Here is a 14,319-nt window from a genome sequence, read left to right on the forward strand (position 1 = left end):
GCTCCGCGGCCGCCACCGTCGTGGTGGACGGCATGGCGCTCGCCCGAGAGCTTCGCGCCGAGCTCGCGGCCGAGGTCGCGGCCCTGGTCGCGGCCGGCCACCGGCCGCCGTGTCTCGCCGTCGTCCTGGTCGGCGACGACCCGGCGAGCCTCTCCTACATCCGGGGCAAGCGGCGCGCGTGCGAGCGGGCGGGGATGGCGTCGCGCGAGCACGACCTGCCGGCGGGCGCGAGCGAGGCCGACGTGCTCGGCGTCGTCGCGGCGCTCAACCGCGACCCGGAGGTCGACGGCATCCTGGTGCAGCTCCCGCTGCCGAAGCCGCTGCGCGCCACCGCCGTCACCGAGGCGCTCGACCCCGACAAGGACGTGGACGGCCTGCACACCCGCAACGCCGGCCGGCTCCTGGCGGGCCTGCCCGGCCTGCGGCCCTGCACCCCGCTCGGGATCCTCGAGGTGCTCGACCGCCACGCGGTCCCGCTCGCCGGCGCGCGCGCGGTGGTGGTCGGGCGCAGCGCGCTGGTCGGGAAGCCCGTGGCGCTGCTCCTGCTCGAGCGACACGCGACGGTGACGCTCTGCCACTCGCGCACGCGCGACCTCGCCGCGCTGTGCCGCGAGGCCGACGTGCTGGTCGCCTGCGCCGGCAGCCCCCAGCTCGTGAAGGGCGACTGGATCCGCCCCGGTGCGGCCGTGATCGACATCGGCGTGAACGTCGGCGCCAACGGCGTGCAGGTAGGGGACGTGGACTTCGACGCGGCGCTCGGGGTCGCGCGCCTGCTCACGCCGTCGCGCGGCGGCGTCGGCCCGCTCACGATCACGATGCTGCTGCGCAACACCCTGGCGGCCTTCCGGGCGCGCACCGGCCCCGGCGCCGCGCCTTGAGCCTGCTCCGGACCCCGCTCTTCGAGCTCCACCGCCGGCTCGGCGCGCGGCTCGTGCCCTTCGCCGGCTTCGAGATGCCGGTGCAGTACGCGGGCATCCTCGCCGAGCACGCCGCGGTGCGCAGCGCCGCGGGCCTCTTCGACGTGTCGCACATGGGGCAGCTCCACCTGCGCGGGCCGGGAGCCGTGGCGGCGCTGGAGCGGCTCGTGAGCTGCCCGGTGGCGTCCCTGAAGCCGGGGCGCGTGCGCTACGGCCTGCTCTGCAACGAGGCGGGCGGGATCGTCGACGACGTCACCGTCTACCGCCTCGCCGGCGACGCCTTCATGCTGTGCGTGAACGCCGCCAACGTCGAGAAGGACTGGCGCTGGGTCGTGCGCCACGCGGGCGACGGGGTCAGCGCGGCGGACCGCAGCGCCGAGACCGCGCTCCTCGCGCTCCAGGGCCCCGCTGCAGCGGCCGTGCTGGCGCCCCTCTGCGACGTCGAGCCCGCCGGCGTCCGGCGCTTCGCCTTCGTCGAGGGGCGCGTCGCCGGCCGGCCGGCCCTCGTCTCGCGGACCGGCTACACCGGCTCCGACGGCTTCGAGCTCTACCTCGACGCCGGCGCCGGCGAAACGGTGTTCGAGGCGCTGCTCGAGGCGGGGCGCCCGCACGGGCTCGTGCCCGCCGGGCTCGGCGCCCGCGACACGCTGCGCCTCGAGGCCGCCCTGCCCCTCTACGGCCACGAGCTCGACGACACGACCTCGCCCCTCGAGGCCGGCCTCGAGCGCTTCGTGAAGCGCGGCGCGGGCGGCTTCCTCGGCGCCGAGGCGATCGAGCGGCGCGCCGCGGCCGGCCATCCGCGCGCGCTGGCCGGCTTCGTGCTCGACGGACGCGGCGTGGCGCGCGCCGGGCACGCGATCCTCCACGAGGGCCGTCCGGTGGGCCGCGTGACCTCCGGAGCGCCCTCTCCCACCCTCGGAAAACCGATCGGGCTCGGCTACGTTCCGCCCGCACTCGCCACCCCCGGAACGCTCGTCGAGATCGGGATCCGGGACCGCGGCGTGCCGGCGCGCATCGTGCGCACGCCGTTCCTCTCGAGCTGACAGGGGGGCCCCGTGGCCGACTACGAGATCCCCGCCGATCTCCGCTACACGCGCGAGGACGAGTGGGCGCGCGTGGAAGGCGAGCGCGTCACGATCGGCGTCACCGACTACGCGCAGCAGCAGCTCGGCGACATCGTGAACGTGGAGCTGCCGGCGGTGGGCACCGCGGTCGAACGCGGTGAGCCCTTCGGCGTGATCGAATCGGTGAAGGCCGTGAGCGACCTCTACGCGCCGGTGACGGGCGAGGTGGTGGAGGCGAACGCGGACCTCGCCAACCACCCCGAGCACGTGAACGAGGACTGCTACGGCGACGGCTGGATGCTCTCCATCCGGGTCGCCGACGCGGCGGAGATCGAGACCCTGATCTCCGCCGCCGAGTACCGCCGGCACGTCGAGGACCGCAGCACCGAGTGACCGGCGACCTCCCCCGCTACGTCCCGCACACGCCCGACGACGTCCGCGAGATGCTCGCCACGATCGGCGTGCCCGGGCTCGACGCCCTCTTCGCCTGCGTGCCGGAGAAGCTCCGGCTCGGCCGCGCGCTCGACCTGCCGCGGGCGGCGAGCGAGCAGGAGGTGGCAGGCGAGCTGGCCGCGCTGGCGGCGCGCAACGCCAGCGCCGAGACCCATCCGTGGTTCCTGGGCGCGGGCATCTACGCCCACTACGTGCCGGCCGCCGTCCACGCGCTCGCCTCGCGCGCGGAGTTCTACACCGCGTACACCCCCTACCAGCCCGAGATCAGCCAGGGCACGCTCCAGACCATCTTCGAGTGGCAGACGATGATCTGCGCGCTGAGCGGTCTCGACGTCGCGAACGCGTCGCTCTACGACGGCGCCTCGGCGGCCGCCGAGGCGGTCCTGCTCGCGCTGCGCGCGACGCGGCGCTCGCGCGTGGTCGTGGCCCACGGCCTGCACCCGCACTACGGCGAGGTCCTGAAGAGCTACCTGCGCGCGCTCGACACCCGCCTCGAGTGGCTGCCGTGCGCCCCCGACGGCCGCAGCGTACCCGTCGCGCCGGCGCTCGACGGCGACACCGCCTGCGTGGTCGTGCAGAGCCCGAGCTTCCTCGGCCCCGTCCAGGACCTGCGCGCGGCGGCCGAGGCCGCGCACGCATGCGGCGCCCTGCTGGTCGTGGTCGTGACCGAGCCGCTCTCGCTCGCGATGCTGCGCGCGCCGGGCGAGCTCGGCGCGGACGTCGTCTGCGGGGAGGCCCAGAGCTTCGGCGTGCCGGCGAGCTTCGGCGGCCCGGCGCTCGGCTTCCTGGCCACCCGCGAGCGCTTCCTGCGCCAGCTTCCGGGCCGGCTGTGCGGCGAGACGGTCGACAGCCGCGGCCGGCGCGGCTTCGTGCTGACCCTCGCCACGCGCGAGCAGCACATCCGGCGCGAGAAGGCGACCTCGAACATCTGCACCAACCAGGGCCTGTGCCTGCTCTACGCGACGATCTACCTGTCGCTGCTCGGCCGCCGCGGCCTGCGCAAGCTCGCGCGCCTCAACTACGCGAAGGCCGAGTACCTGAAGAGCCGCGTGCGCGCGACGCGCGGCCTCACGCTGCCGCTCGCGGCGCCGGGCTTCCACGAGGTCGTGGTCGGCGTGCCCGACACCGGCGCGGCCGCCCTCGCGCGCGCGCTCGAGGCCGGCATCGTGGGCGGGCTCGACCTCGCCCCCTACGAGCCCGGGCTCGGCCCGGCCCTGCTCGTGTGCACGACCGAGCTCGCGACCCGCGCGTCGATCGACCGGCTCGTCGAGAGGCTCGCCGCGTGAGCACGCCGGAGGACCGGGGCGCGCGCGAGCGCGACGGGGACGGTGCCGGCCCGGAGGCCGTAGGGAATGCGACGCGCGGCCTCGCCTGGGAAGAGCCGCTGCTCTTCGAGCGCAGCCGCCCGGGGCGCACCGGCTACTCGCTTCCCGACCCCGACGTGCCCGACGCCGACCCCGCCGCCGCCTTCGACGCCGAGCAGCTGCGCGACGACCTGCCCGGCCTCCCGGAGCTCTCCGAGGTGGAGGTGGTGCGGCACTTCACGCGCCTCTCGACCTGGAACGCCGCCGTGGACCTGGGCCTCTACCCGCTCGGCTCGTGCACGATGAAGTACAACCCGAAGATCAACGAGGCGCTCGCGCGCCTGCCGGGCTTCGCGGCCGCGCACCCGCTCCAGCCGCCCGCGCTGGCCCAGGGCTTCCTCGAGCTGTGCTGGCGCCTCGAGCGCGCCCTCGCCGAGGTCTCGGGGATGGACCGTGTGACGCTCCAGCCGGCCGCCGGCGCGCAGGGCGAGCTGGCCGGGATCATGATGATCCGCGCCTACCACGAGCAGCGCGGCGAGCGGCGCTCGCTCGTGCTCGTGCCCGACTCCGCGCACGGCACCAACCCCGCCAGCGCGGCGCTCAACGACTACCGCGTGGTGTCGATCCCGAGCGGCCGGGACGGGATCCTCCACCCCGACGCCGTGGCGGCCGCCATGACCCCCGAGGTCGCCGCGCTGATGATCACGAACCCCAACACGCTCGGGCTCTTCGAGACCCACATCGCCGAGATCTGCGAGATCGTGCACGCGCGCGGCGGGCTCGTCTACGGCGACGGCGCCAACCTGAACGCGCTGCTCGGGATCGCGCGGCCGGGCGACCTCGGCATCGACGTGATGCACTTCAACCTCCACAAGACCTTCTCGACGCCCCACGGCGGGGGCGGGCCGGGCGCGGGGCCGGTCGGGGTCAAGAACCTGCTGGCACCCTACCTGCCGGTGCCCGTCGTGCGGAGGCTCGAGGGCAGCGAAGGCACGGGCTTCACGCTCGACTACCAGTTCCCCCGCTCGATCGGGCGCCTGCACGCGCACTTCGGGAACGCCGCCATGTTCGTGCGCGCCTGGGCCTACCTGCGCTCGCTCGGACCCGATGGCCTCCGGCGCTGCGCGGAGATGGCGGTGCTCAACGCCAACTACCTGCTGGCGCGCCTGCGCGGCGAGTGGCACGTCCCGATCGACCGGCCCGTGATGCACGAGTGCGTCCTCTCGGACCAGGCGCTCAAGGCCACCGGCGTCACCACCCTCGACGTCGCCAAGCGCCTGATCGACTACGGCTACCACCCGCCGACGGTCTACTTCCCGCTGATCGTGGCCGGCGCGCTCATGATCGAGCCCACCGAGAGCGAGCCGCGCGAGGGGCTCGACCAGTTCGTGGCGGCGCTCTCCGCGATCGCCGCCGAGGCGCGCAGCGACCCCGATCGCGTGCGCACCGCGCCGCACCGCACCCGCCACGGCCGGCTCGACGAGACGCGCGCTGCGCGCAGGCCCGTGCTCCGATGGCAGCCCGAACGCCCCGCCGGCTCCTAGGCACCGCCCTGCTCGCGCTCGCCGTCGCGGCGAGCGGCTGCGCGCGCGGCGCCGACGGCGAGCGCCGCATGACGCTGCCGGGCCAGCTCGCGCCCGTCGAGAGCGACCGCGAGAGCGGCTTCGCCTTCGACCGGGAGCTCCAGAAGCAGATCCCGCTGATCCACGACCTCGAGGTGCTCGAGTTCGTCGACCGCCTCGGCCAGCGCCTGGTCGACCACCTCGGCGACCAGCCCTTCGACTACCGCTTCCGCGTGCTGCCGAACCCGCAGCTCAACGCCTTCGCCGTCCCGGGCGGCTACATCTACCTGCATAGCGGCACGATCCTCGAGGCGGGTAGCGTCGAGGAGCTGGCGGGCGTGGTGGCGCACGAGCTCGGCCACGTGAAGGGCCGCCACTCGGCGCGCATGGCCAAGGACACCGCGATCCCGAGCCTGCTCGCGACGGTGGCGGGGCTCGCGGCCTCGGCGGCGGCGGGCGACCCCACGCCGATGCTCGCCGCCCAGGCCGCGAACGTGGCGATCCAGCTCCAGTACTCGCGCGTCTACGAGGACGAGGCCGATCGCATGGCCGTCGACTTCCTGTCCCGCTCGGGCATGCGCAGCGAGGGCCTCGTGCGCTTCTTCGAGCGCATCCAGGTCGAGCAGCGCAAGCTCCCGCCCGGCCAGGTGCCGCCGTACCTCTACTCGCACCCGCAGGTCGAGAACCGGATCGACGTGGTGCGCGACACCGCCCAGGGCGTGCAGCCGGGCGCTCCGCCGCCGTCCGCGCTCGAGCGCGACTTCCGCGCCGTCCAGCAGCGGCTCGCCTGGCTGGTGCGCAACCGGCGTGCCGCGATGCCCGCCGATCCGCACTTCGATCGCGCGGCCGCCGCGCCCGCGCTCGCCGAAGCCGGCCGCCTCGCCGGGGCCGGCCGCAGCGACGAGGCGCTCGCGGCCCTCGACGCGGCGGAGCGCGCCCATCCGCAGGACCCGCGGATCCCCTACCGGCGCGCCGAGCTGCTCGAGGCGCAGGGGCGGCTCGGCGACGCGATCGCGGCCTATCGCCGCGCGGTGTACCTCGATCCCAACCAGGCGGCGACGCTCCTCGCGCTCGGCCGCGCCCACCGCAGCGCGGGCCAGCGCCGCGAGGCGCTCTTCTTCCTCGAGCAGGCGAGCTTCCGCGCCGGCCCGACCGGACGCGCGCGCGCCCAGATCGACGGCGAGATCGAGCGGCTGGTCTTTCCGGTGCTGCTCGACTCCGGCTTCGCTACCGGCCCTGCCGCGGGGGACGAGGCCACGGCCTTCGCCACGCACGACACGGTGCTACCGGCCGGCGCGCGCCGGCTCGCCTGGTGGGGACGCCTCGGGCCCCACTGGCGCGGCCGCGCCAGCTACTTCCGCGTGCGCTGGCGCGCGGGGGACGGCGAGCCCGGCGCGGCCGAAGGCCCGGGCCGCGAGAGCGGCCACCTGCTCGCCCGCCGCTCGCTTGGCGACGGCGAGGCCGCGCGCGCGTGGACCCTCGAGCTCCTCTACGGCGACGAGGTCGTCCACCGCGAGACGATCGCGCCGGCGGGCGGCGCGCCGGCTGGGAGCGCGCCGGCCGGCGACGAGCCGGTTGGGGGCGTGCCGGCCGGGGGGGCGCTGGGGGGTCCGCCGGCTCGGGGCGAACCTCGCGGCCCGGAACCTCCCCTGCGTGCCCTTCAGGCCGACGCCCCGGGATCGCGCTCGTCGAGGCGCTTGCGCGCCACCTCCGCCCAGGCGCCGGCCGGCGCGCACTGGAGGTAGCGGCGCCAGTGCTCGCGCGCGCGCCGGCGCAGCGCGAGCCGCTCGTAGAGCAGCGCCACCGCGAGATGCGTCTCGGCACGCGTCGGGTCGGTCCGCAGCGCGACGCGGTAGTGCGCGAGCGCCGCCTCCAGGCGCTCCTCCTCCTCGTCGAGGTTCGCGAGGTTCAGGTGCGCCTCGACGTGCGCCTCGTCGCAGGCGAGCGCGCGCTCGTAGCACCCGCGCGCCTCGCCGCGCCGGTCCTGCTGGTGGTGCAGCGCGCCGAGGTTGCAGTGCGCGTCGGCGAAGCCCGGATCGGCCTCGATCGCGCGCCGGTAGGCCTCGATCGCCTCGGCGAAGGTTTCGGGCCGCGAGTCGAGCCGGCAACCGCGCTCGAACCACTCGAGGGCGCTCTCGGAGTCCGCGGGCGCCGTCGCGCCGGGGCCCGGTGCGCCCTCGGGCGAGGGCGGCACGAGCGGCGCCACGTCCTCGGCGCGCGCCGGGGCGAGCGCGAAATCGATCACGCGCTGGCCGTCGGGCTCGTAGAGCGCGTCGCCGTGACGCACGACGACCCGGTCCGAGCCGTCGAGCCAGACCCGCAGGCGCGTGACGGGCTCGTCGAGCTCGGGGATGCGCTCGCGCACCGCCTCGACGGTGCGCCGGATCCGGCGCAGCGGCACCCCGTGGTCGAGCAGGACGAGGATCGCCTTCACGCACACGAGGTCGCGGAACCCGTAGGCCGGCCGCTCGCCCTCCCGCGCGCTCGGCCGCACGAGTTCGTTGCGCTCCCAGGAGCGCAGGCGCGCCGCGGAGATCCCGAGGATGCGCGCCGCCTCGCCTTGCGTGTACGCGGTCACGGTGCGCAGTGTACGACGCGCCGCGCGCTCCGCCGCAGGAAATCCACGGGGCGGAGCCGGGGCCCGAAGCTGGCTACCATGGCCTCGAGGGCACCCACACGGGAGGAACCCATGGCCGACGACCCGATCGTGGTGATCAGCTTCAAGGACATCGAGGCGGACGACGACGTGCGCGAGCGGATCGACACGCGCTGCCGCGCCCTGCGTGCGGCCTTTCCCGAGGCGGCACGTTTCGAGATGACGCTCGCGCCGGACGGTGCGGGGCACACGGCCCACCTCCGGATCGGCGGGCGCGACACCCACCTCGACGCGCACGGCGCCGCGATCGAGCTCGAGCTCGCGGCGGAGCAGGCGCTCGACAAGGCCCAGAGCCAGCTCCGGACGGTCCACGACAAGCGCATCTTCACGCGCCGGCGCGAGGCGCGAAAGGCAAGCCCCAAGGGCTGACGCGACCTTCAGCCCAGGATCAGGTGCAGCTTCACCGCCAGCAGCAGGTTGCCCTGGAGCCGCACCCGGCGGCGCAGGAACGCCTCCGGCGCCGAGAGCTCGCCCCGGTTGAGGGCGCGCCAGGTCGCGACGTCGGTGCGCACGCGCAGATCGGCATCGGCGAGCGGGCCGACGCACCCCGAGACGGTCCCGTCGGCGAGGCGCACGCCGTAGCAACCGCCGCCCTCCCCCTCCAGCTCGAACTCGATCTCGACCGGCTTCGGACCCAGGCGCTCGCGCCGCGAGGGGTCGGCCGCGATCGCGGCCGGCACCCAGCGGACGAAGAACTCCTCGGGCGCGATGTCCTCGGGCGGCCTGGCGCGCTCGGTCAAGGGTCCTCCGGAACGGCGGCGCCAGAGCCTAGAACCCATCTCGTGAACCCGCTCCCGTCGCCGGCCACGCGCCTCCGGCCCGAGGCTCCTCGCGGATCGGCTCTAGGCGAGCTCACCGCGCAGCGCGGCGCCGGTCAGCGACTCGCGCACGGCCGCCACCGCCGCCGGCGCTCCCTCGGCCACGATCCGCCCCCCGCCGGGGCCGCCCTCGGGGCCGAGGTCGATCACCCAGTCGGCGCGGCGGATCACGTCGAGGTTGTGCTCGACGAGCACCACGCTGGATCCCGTGGCGAGCAGCTCGTCGAGGCAGGCGAGCAGCACCTCGACGTCGGCGGCGTGCAGGCCGGTGGTGGGCTCGTCGAGCACGTAGAGCGCGCGCGGGCGGCCCTCGGCCAGGGCCTGCGCGATGCGCAGGCGCTGCACCTCGCCGCCGGAGAGCGTCGAGAGCGGCTGGCCGAGCGTCAGGTAGCCGAGCCCGACGCGCACCAGCGGCGCCAGGCGCTGCGCCACCTGCGGCTCGTCGGCGAAGGCCGCGCTCGCCTCGTCGAGCGTCATCCCGAGCACGTCCACGATCGAGCGGCCCGCGAGCCGCACCGCCAGCGCCTCCGGCCGGTAGCGGCGGCCCTCGCAGCGCTCGCAGGGCACGCGCAGGTCCTCGAGGAACTGCATGTCCACGACGACCTCGCCCGCCCCCTCGCAGGCCTCGCAGCGCCCGCCCGGGACGTTGAAGGAGAACCAGCCGGCGCTGGCGCCGAGCGCGCGCGCCTCGCGCGTCGCGGCGAAGCGCCGGCGGATCGCGTCGAAGGCCTTCGAGACGGTGGCCGGGTTCGAGCGCGGGCTGCGCGCGAGCGGCGCCGCGCCCACCAGCACGACGCCGCCGATCGCGTCGGCCCCCTCGATGCGCGTGCAGGGCCCGCGCTCGGGGTCGCGGGTGAGGTGGCCCACCAGCACGCTGCGCACCAGGCTCGACTTGCCCGCGCCCGAGACGCCCGTCACGCACACGAGCTGGCCGAGCGGCACGTCGACGCTCACGTCGCGCAGGTTGTGGGCGCGCGCGCCGACGATCCGCAGCCGCCCACTCGCGCGCCGCCGCGGGCGCGGCCGCTGCGCGAAGTCGCCGCGCAGGACGCGGCCGGTCAGCGACTCGCGATGCGCGCGCACGTCGGCAACACTTCCCTCGGCGACCAGGCTCCCGCCGAGGCGCCCGGCGCCGGGGCCGAGGTCGATCACGTGGTCGGCGGCGGCGATGATCTCGGGCGCGTGCTCGACGAGCACCACCGTGTTGCCCTGGTCGCGGATCCGGCGCAGGACTGCGAGCAGGCGCGCGACGTCGCGCGCGTGGAGGCCGACCGAGGGCTCGTCGAGGACGTAGAGCGAGGCCGTGAGCGTGCCGCCGAGCGCCGCGGCGAGCTGGATGCGCTGCGCCTCGCCGCCCGAGAGCGTGCGGGTCTGGCGGTCGAGCGCGAGGTAGCCGAGCCCGACCTCCTGCGCCGTCCCGACCCGCGCGCGCAGCGCGTCCACGATCCGACCCCCGCGCGCCGCGTCGCCCGGCGCGAGCGCGAGCGTCGCGAGCCAGCGGTGCAGCTCGGCGATCGTCATGCGCGAGGCGGCCGGCAGGTCGCGGCCGTCCACGAACACCTGGCGCGCCTCCGGGCGCAGGCGCGCGCCCCCGCAGTCGGGGCAGGGGTCGAAGCGCCGGTAGCGCGCGATCAGGACCCGGGCCTGCACCTTGTAGCGCTTGCCCTCGAGCCACTCGAAGAAGCCGCGCACGCCGTACCAGTCGCCCCCGCGCGCCTCGTCGCCCTCGACGACGAGCGCCCGCTGCGCGGCGTCGAGCTCGCGCCACGGCTTCGCGACGGGCAGCCGCAACCTCTTGCAGGCGCGCAGCAGGTCCCGCTGGGAGCTGCGCATCTTGGGGGTCTGGAAGGGAGCGATCGCGCCCCCGGCGAGCGAGAGCGACTCGTCCGGGACCACGCGCGCGAGGTCGAGCGCCTGCACGCGGCCGAAGCCCTGGCAGCGCGGGCAGGCGCCGAGAGGGCTGTTGAAGGAGAACAGGGCCGGCTCGGGCGGCGGGAAGCGCCGGCCGCAGCCGTCGCAGGCGAAGCCCTCGCGATAGCGCGCGCGCTCGCCGTCCTCGAAGGCCACCACGAGCTCGCCGTCGCCGCGCGCGAAGCCGCTCGCCACGGCCTCGACCAGGCGCGCGCGCTCCGCGGGCGCCGGCGCCAGCCGGTCGATCAGGAGCAGCGCCTCCGCGCGCAGCGCGTTCAGCTCGCGGGGCGCGAGCGGCTCGAGCTCGACCACGCGCCCCGACGCGTCGAGCAGGCGGCTCCAGCCGTCCCGCAGGAGGCGCTCGCGCAGCGCCGTGGCCGACTCCCGCTTGCCGCTCCCGAGCGCCGTCCCGAGCGAGGCGCGCCGGCCGGCGGCGCGCGCGAGGATCCGATCCGCCACCGCTTCGGCCGTGCCCGGCGCTGCGGGCAGGTCGCAGTGCGGGCAGCGCGTCTGCCCGGTCTTCGCCCAGAGCAGGCGCAGGAGGTCGAGGATCTCGGTCGCGGTGCCGACCGTCGAGCGGGCGTTGGTCACGCGGTTGCGCTGCTCGATCGCGATCGCCGGCGGCAGGTGCGAGATCGCGCCCACCTCGGGGCGCGGGAGGCGCTCGAGGAACTGGCGGGCGTAGGTCGAGAGCGACGCGACGTAGCGGCGCTGGCCCTCGGCGTAGAGCGTGTCGAAGGCCAGCGTCGACTTCCCGGAGCCCGAGACGCCGGTCACGACGCTGAGGCGCTGCAGCGGGAACGAGCAGGTCACGCCGCGCAGGTTGTGCGAGCGGGCGTCCTCGACGTGGATCGCAGCCGCCGGTGCTGCCGGTACACCAGCGGGGGAGCGCCGGGCGGGCCGGCTCGGGGCGGCCACGCCGGCGGTCAGTCGTGCGGGTCCGGCTCGTCCACCACCAGCGTCACCGTGATGTGGTCGCCCGACTCGCTCTGCACCAGGTGCACGAGCTGCATGGCGAGGCGGCCGGAGAGCAGCTTGTTCAGCGACTCCTCGATCTCCTTCGCCAGCCCGCGCACCACGAAGGCCCGTAGCGCCATGCTCTCCTCCGGTCCGGGCCGTCAGCCCGTCTTCCGATCCGCGAGCCGTTGCGCCTGCGCGGCGAAGCGCTCCTTGCCCGCCGCCCGCGCGGCCGCCGCGGTCTCGCGCCAGCCCTCGCTCGTCGGCTCCTCGCCCGCCGCGCGGCACAGCTCGCGGACCAGGAAGGCGTCGCCGGCCTGGCTCGCCTGCTCGGCGAGCGCGAGAAGGCGGTCGCGCGCCCCGGCCTGGAGCAGGAAGGCGATCGCCTCCCAGATCCGCTCCTCGGCGAGGTAGGCCTCGGCGAGCTTCAGGGCCGCTGCGGGCGCGAGCTCGCGCTCGACCAGGTGCCGCCGCTCGAGCGGGTTCGGGATCGCCGACTTCGCCATCGCCTCCGCCTCCTCAGGTCCGCGGCACGCGCGGGTCCACGGTCAGGGCCCAGGCCTGGATGCCGCCGGCCATGTTCCAGGCATCGGCGAAGCCGCGCTCCTGGAGGAGCTTCACCGCCTTCGCGCTGCGGGCGCCGGAGCGGCAGTGGACGACCACCCGGGCCTGCCTCCAGTCGGCGAGCTCGCCGAGCCGCGCCGCGAGCTCGCCGAGCGGCACGAGCCGGGCGCCCTCGATCCGGGCCGCGTCCCACTCCTCCTGCTCGCGCACGTCGAGCAGCAGGAACGGCTCGCCGCGCGCCTGCATGGCCGCGACGTCCACGGCGCTCTTCTCGCGCACCGCCGGCTCGCCGGCGCCGTGCGGGACGCCACAGAAGCCCTCGTAGTCGATCAGCGCGGTGACGGTCGGCTGCTCCCCGCAGATCGGACAGGCGGGGTCCTTGCGCAGGCGGAACTCCTGGAAGCTCATCTCGAGCGCGTCGTACTGGAGCAGGCGGCCGATCAAGGGGGTGCCGAGGCCGGTCAGGAGCTTGATCGTCTCGGTGGCCTGGACCAGCGCGACGATCCCGGGCAGCACGCCGAGCACCCCGCCCTCGGCGCACGACGGCACGGTGCCGGGCGGCGGGGGCTCGGGGTACAGGCAGCGGTAGCAGGGGCCGCGCCGGGCGTCGAAGACGGTCGCCTGGCCCTCGAAACGGAAGATCGAGCCGTGCACGTTCGGCTTGCCGAGCAGCACGCAGGCGTCGTTCGCGAGGTAGCGGGTCGGGAAGTTGTCGGTCCCGTCGACGACCACGTCGTAGTCGGCAAGGAGCGCGAGCGCGTTGTCGCTCGCGAGGCGGGTCTGGTGCACCTCGACCTTCACGTCGGGGTTGAGCGCCAGGATCCGCTCGCGCGCCACCTCGGCCTTCGGGCGCCCGAGGTCGCGGGTGCCGAAGAGCACCTGGCGCTGGAGGTTCGAGGCGTCGACGACGTCGAAGTCGACGATCCCGAGCGCGCCGACCCCCGCGGCGGCCAGATACTGCGCGAGCGGGCAGCCGAGCCCCCCCGCCCCGATCAGGAGCACGCGGGAGGCGAGCAGGGTCTGCTGCGCCTCGGCGCCGAACTCGGGGAGCGCCAGGTGGCGCTTGTAGCGCTCGTACTGGTCGGCGCGGAACGGGGGCTGCGCGCGTCCGGTGCCCACCCCGGCAGGCTACCCGACGAGTCGGGAGCGGACGAGGGGCGCGCCGCACCCTCCGGGCCGTCGGGCGCACGAACGAGCGGGCCCCCCGCGCGTGCCGCGCGGAGGGCCCGGAACGAACCCGAGCGCCGGGACCTACTCCTCGTCGGTCCCCGCCTCTTCCTTCGCCGGGATGACGGTGACCGTGTAGGCCTTGCGCGGCTTGTCCACGAACTTCCAGCCGACCGTGGCCCAGTCGCCCTTCTTCACGTCCGCCCAGGAGGTCTTGAGGCCGTCGACCTTGGTCTCGTCCAACTTGTTGAACGACACCTTGTCGCCCTGGCGGTTGTCGATGATGATCTTCTTCTCGCTGATCGAATCCACCTTGCCGGTGAACTCGCGCATCTGGGCGGAAGCGGACGCCACACCCACCAGCGAGAGCGCGAACGCGAGCAACGCGGTCCCGAAGACCTTGCGAGCGACGTGAGTCATCTGTCTCCACTCCTCTGTCGTACAGCGCCGCACGCGGCGGCGGCTACGTGCGCGACGGCGATTTCGACGGACCCTCGAGCGCCCTATTCGGGCGCTCCGGCCCGCCGGGGATGCCCGCCCAACACGATGGTGCCGGAGGTGGGACTCGAACCCACACGGCCAACGAGGGCCGGGGCCTTTTGAGGGCCCTGCGTATACCGATTCCGCCACTCCGGCCGGCGGGGCGGCCGAACATACCACCGGGGCCCAGGCCGGGCACCGAGCGGCGCCCGCGCGCGGCCCGCCGGGCGCCGCTTCCCCGCGCCGGTTCTCTTGCTAGGGAGGGGGGTGGGCGATAGCTTGCGCCGCTCTCCGTCGCGGAGACCCGCTGGGGCTGTAGCTCAGTTGGGAGAGCGCTTGAATGGCATTCAAGAGGTCGGGGGTTCGACTCCCCCCAGCTCCACCAGCGGATTCCAGAAGCGAAGCAAGCAGATACGGGAAGGGCGGCCCGCTCGCCGGAGCCGCCCTCCTGCTTCCTGGCTGCCGG

The 14,319-nt window shown here is 75.4% G+C and carries 14 protein-coding genes and 2 tRNA genes; 8 read left to right on the forward strand and 8 right to left on the reverse strand.

What is annotated here, in order from left to right; genetic code table 11:
• Positions 1 to 32 precede the first annotated feature (32 nt).
• From OZ948_13160 to OZ948_13185, 6 genes are all read left to right on the forward strand, one after another.
• Positions 33 to 878 carry a bifunctional 5,10-methylenetetrahydrofolate dehydrogenase/5,10-methenyltetrahydrofolate cyclohydrolase gene (locus OZ948_13160; GenBank protein ID MEB2345678.1) on the forward strand — a complete coding sequence of 282 codons (846 nt, stop codon included), beginning with the start codon at positions 33 to 35 and terminating at the stop codon, positions 876 to 878.
• Complete coding sequence (gcvT, locus tag OZ948_13165) at positions 875 to 1,960, forward strand: glycine cleavage system aminomethyltransferase GcvT (GenBank protein ID MEB2345679.1); 1,086 nt, start codon at positions 875 to 877, stop codon at positions 1,958 to 1,960. Before OZ948_13160 ends, gcvT begins: the two co-directional genes overlap by 4 nt.
• Positions 1,961 to 1,972: 12 nt before the next feature.
• Positions 1,973 to 2,374 carry a glycine cleavage system protein GcvH gene (gene gcvH / locus OZ948_13170; protein ID MEB2345680.1) on the forward strand — a complete coding sequence of 134 codons (402 nt, stop codon included), beginning with the start codon at positions 1,973 to 1,975 and terminating at the stop codon, positions 2,372 to 2,374.
• Positions 2,371 to 3,720 carry an aminomethyl-transferring glycine dehydrogenase subunit GcvPA gene (gene gcvPA, locus OZ948_13175; GenBank protein MEB2345681.1) on the forward strand — a complete coding sequence of 450 codons (1,350 nt, stop codon included), beginning with the start codon at positions 2,371 to 2,373 and terminating at the stop codon, positions 3,718 to 3,720. Before gcvH ends, gcvPA begins: the two co-directional genes overlap by 4 nt.
• A gap of 98 nt (positions 3,721 to 3,818) precedes the next feature.
• On the forward strand, positions 3,819 to 5,282 hold the full coding sequence (gene gcvPB, locus OZ948_13180) for an aminomethyl-transferring glycine dehydrogenase subunit GcvPB (protein MEB2345682.1): 1,464 nt from the start codon (positions 3,819 to 3,821) through the stop codon (positions 5,280 to 5,282).
• Positions 5,252 to 7,045 carry a M48 family metalloprotease gene (locus OZ948_13185; protein ID MEB2345683.1) on the forward strand — a complete coding sequence of 598 codons (1,794 nt, stop codon included), beginning with the start codon at positions 5,252 to 5,254 and terminating at the stop codon, positions 7,043 to 7,045. The genes gcvPB and OZ948_13185 overlap by 31 nt, the downstream gene beginning before the upstream one ends.
• Here OZ948_13185 and OZ948_13190 read toward each other — a convergent pair.
• On the reverse strand, positions 6,961 to 7,878 hold the full coding sequence (locus OZ948_13190; GenBank protein ID MEB2345684.1) for a tetratricopeptide repeat protein: 918 nt from the start codon (positions 7,876 to 7,878) through the stop codon (positions 6,961 to 6,963). The two genes, OZ948_13185 and OZ948_13190, sit on opposite strands and share 85 nt — an antisense overlap.
• 111 nt (positions 7,879 to 7,989) lie before the next feature.
• Between OZ948_13190 and OZ948_13195 the strand changes: the two genes are divergently transcribed.
• Complete coding sequence (locus OZ948_13195) at positions 7,990 to 8,325, forward strand: HPF/RaiA family ribosome-associated protein (GenBank protein MEB2345685.1); 336 nt, start codon at positions 7,990 to 7,992, stop codon at positions 8,323 to 8,325.
• A gap of 8 nt (positions 8,326 to 8,333) precedes the next feature.
• Here OZ948_13195 and OZ948_13200 read toward each other — a convergent pair whose 3' ends face one another.
• The 7 genes from OZ948_13200 to OZ948_13230 form a co-directional block, all read right to left on the reverse strand.
• Positions 8,334 to 8,696 (reverse strand): SCP2 sterol-binding domain-containing protein, encoded by a 363-nt coding sequence (locus OZ948_13200; GenBank protein MEB2345686.1) that lies wholly within the window; start codon positions 8,694 to 8,696, stop codon positions 8,334 to 8,336.
• 102 nt (positions 8,697 to 8,798) lie between these two features.
• A complete protein-coding gene (uvrA, locus tag OZ948_13205) occupies positions 8,799 to 11,603 on the reverse strand; it encodes an excinuclease ABC subunit UvrA (GenBank protein ID MEB2345687.1) in 2,805 nt (934 codons plus the stop codon).
• A gap of 8 nt (positions 11,604 to 11,611) precedes the next feature.
• On the reverse strand, positions 11,612 to 11,782 hold the full coding sequence (locus OZ948_13210) for a hypothetical protein (protein ID MEB2345688.1): 171 nt from the start codon (positions 11,780 to 11,782) through the stop codon (positions 11,612 to 11,614).
• Between the two features lie 21 nt (positions 11,783 to 11,803).
• Positions 11,804 to 12,148: a hypothetical protein gene (locus OZ948_13215; protein ID MEB2345689.1), complete on the reverse strand. Its 345-nt coding sequence runs from the start codon at positions 12,146 to 12,148 to the stop codon at positions 11,804 to 11,806.
• 13 nt (positions 12,149 to 12,161) lie between these two features.
• Positions 12,162 to 13,325 carry a molybdopterin-synthase adenylyltransferase MoeB gene (gene moeB, locus OZ948_13220; GenBank protein MEB2345690.1) on the reverse strand — a complete coding sequence of 388 codons (1,164 nt, stop codon included), beginning with the start codon at positions 13,323 to 13,325 and terminating at the stop codon, positions 12,162 to 12,164.
• Positions 13,326 to 13,457: 132 nt separating this feature from the next.
• On the reverse strand, positions 13,458 to 13,793 hold the full coding sequence (locus tag OZ948_13225) for a hypothetical protein (protein ID MEB2345691.1): 336 nt from the start codon (positions 13,791 to 13,793) through the stop codon (positions 13,458 to 13,460).
• A gap of 127 nt (positions 13,794 to 13,920) precedes the next feature.
• Positions 13,921 to 14,009: transfer RNA gene (locus OZ948_13230), tRNA-Leu, on the reverse strand.
• A gap of 153 nt (positions 14,010 to 14,162) precedes the next feature.
• On the opposite strand from OZ948_13230, the gene OZ948_13235 reads away from it, so the two are divergent.
• Positions 14,163 to 14,238 (forward strand) — tRNA-Ala (locus OZ948_13235).
• The last annotated feature ends 81 nt before the right edge of the window (positions 14,239 to 14,319 follow it).

The sequence above is a fragment of the Deltaproteobacteria bacterium genome, from assembly GCA_035063765.1.
Taxonomy (GTDB): domain Bacteria; phylum Myxococcota_A; class UBA9160; order UBA9160; family PR03; genus CAADGG01.

Bases quoted from the DNA above. Each gene is read 5' to 3' on its own strand.
- OZ948_13160 (MEB2345678.1), top strand. From the start codon at position 33: ATGGCGCTCGCCCGAGAGCTTCGCGCCGAGCTCGCGGCCGAGGTCGCG.
- OZ948_13185 (MEB2345683.1), top strand. From the start codon at position 5,252: ATGGCAGCCCGAACGCCCCGCCGGCTCCTAGGCACCGCCCTGCTCGCG.
- OZ948_13195 (MEB2345685.1), top strand. From the start codon at position 7,990: ATGGCCGACGACCCGATCGTGGTGATCAGCTTCAAGGACATCGAGGCG.
- OZ948_13210 (MEB2345688.1), bottom strand. From the start codon at position 11,782: ATGGCGCTACGGGCCTTCGTGGTGCGCGGGCTGGCGAAGGAGATCGAG.
- OZ948_13215 (MEB2345689.1), bottom strand. From the start codon at position 12,148: ATGGCGAAGTCGGCGATCCCGAACCCGCTCGAGCGGCGGCACCTGGTC.
- OZ948_13225 (MEB2345691.1), bottom strand. From the start codon at position 13,793: ATGACTCACGTCGCTCGCAAGGTCTTCGGGACCGCGTTGCTCGCGTTC.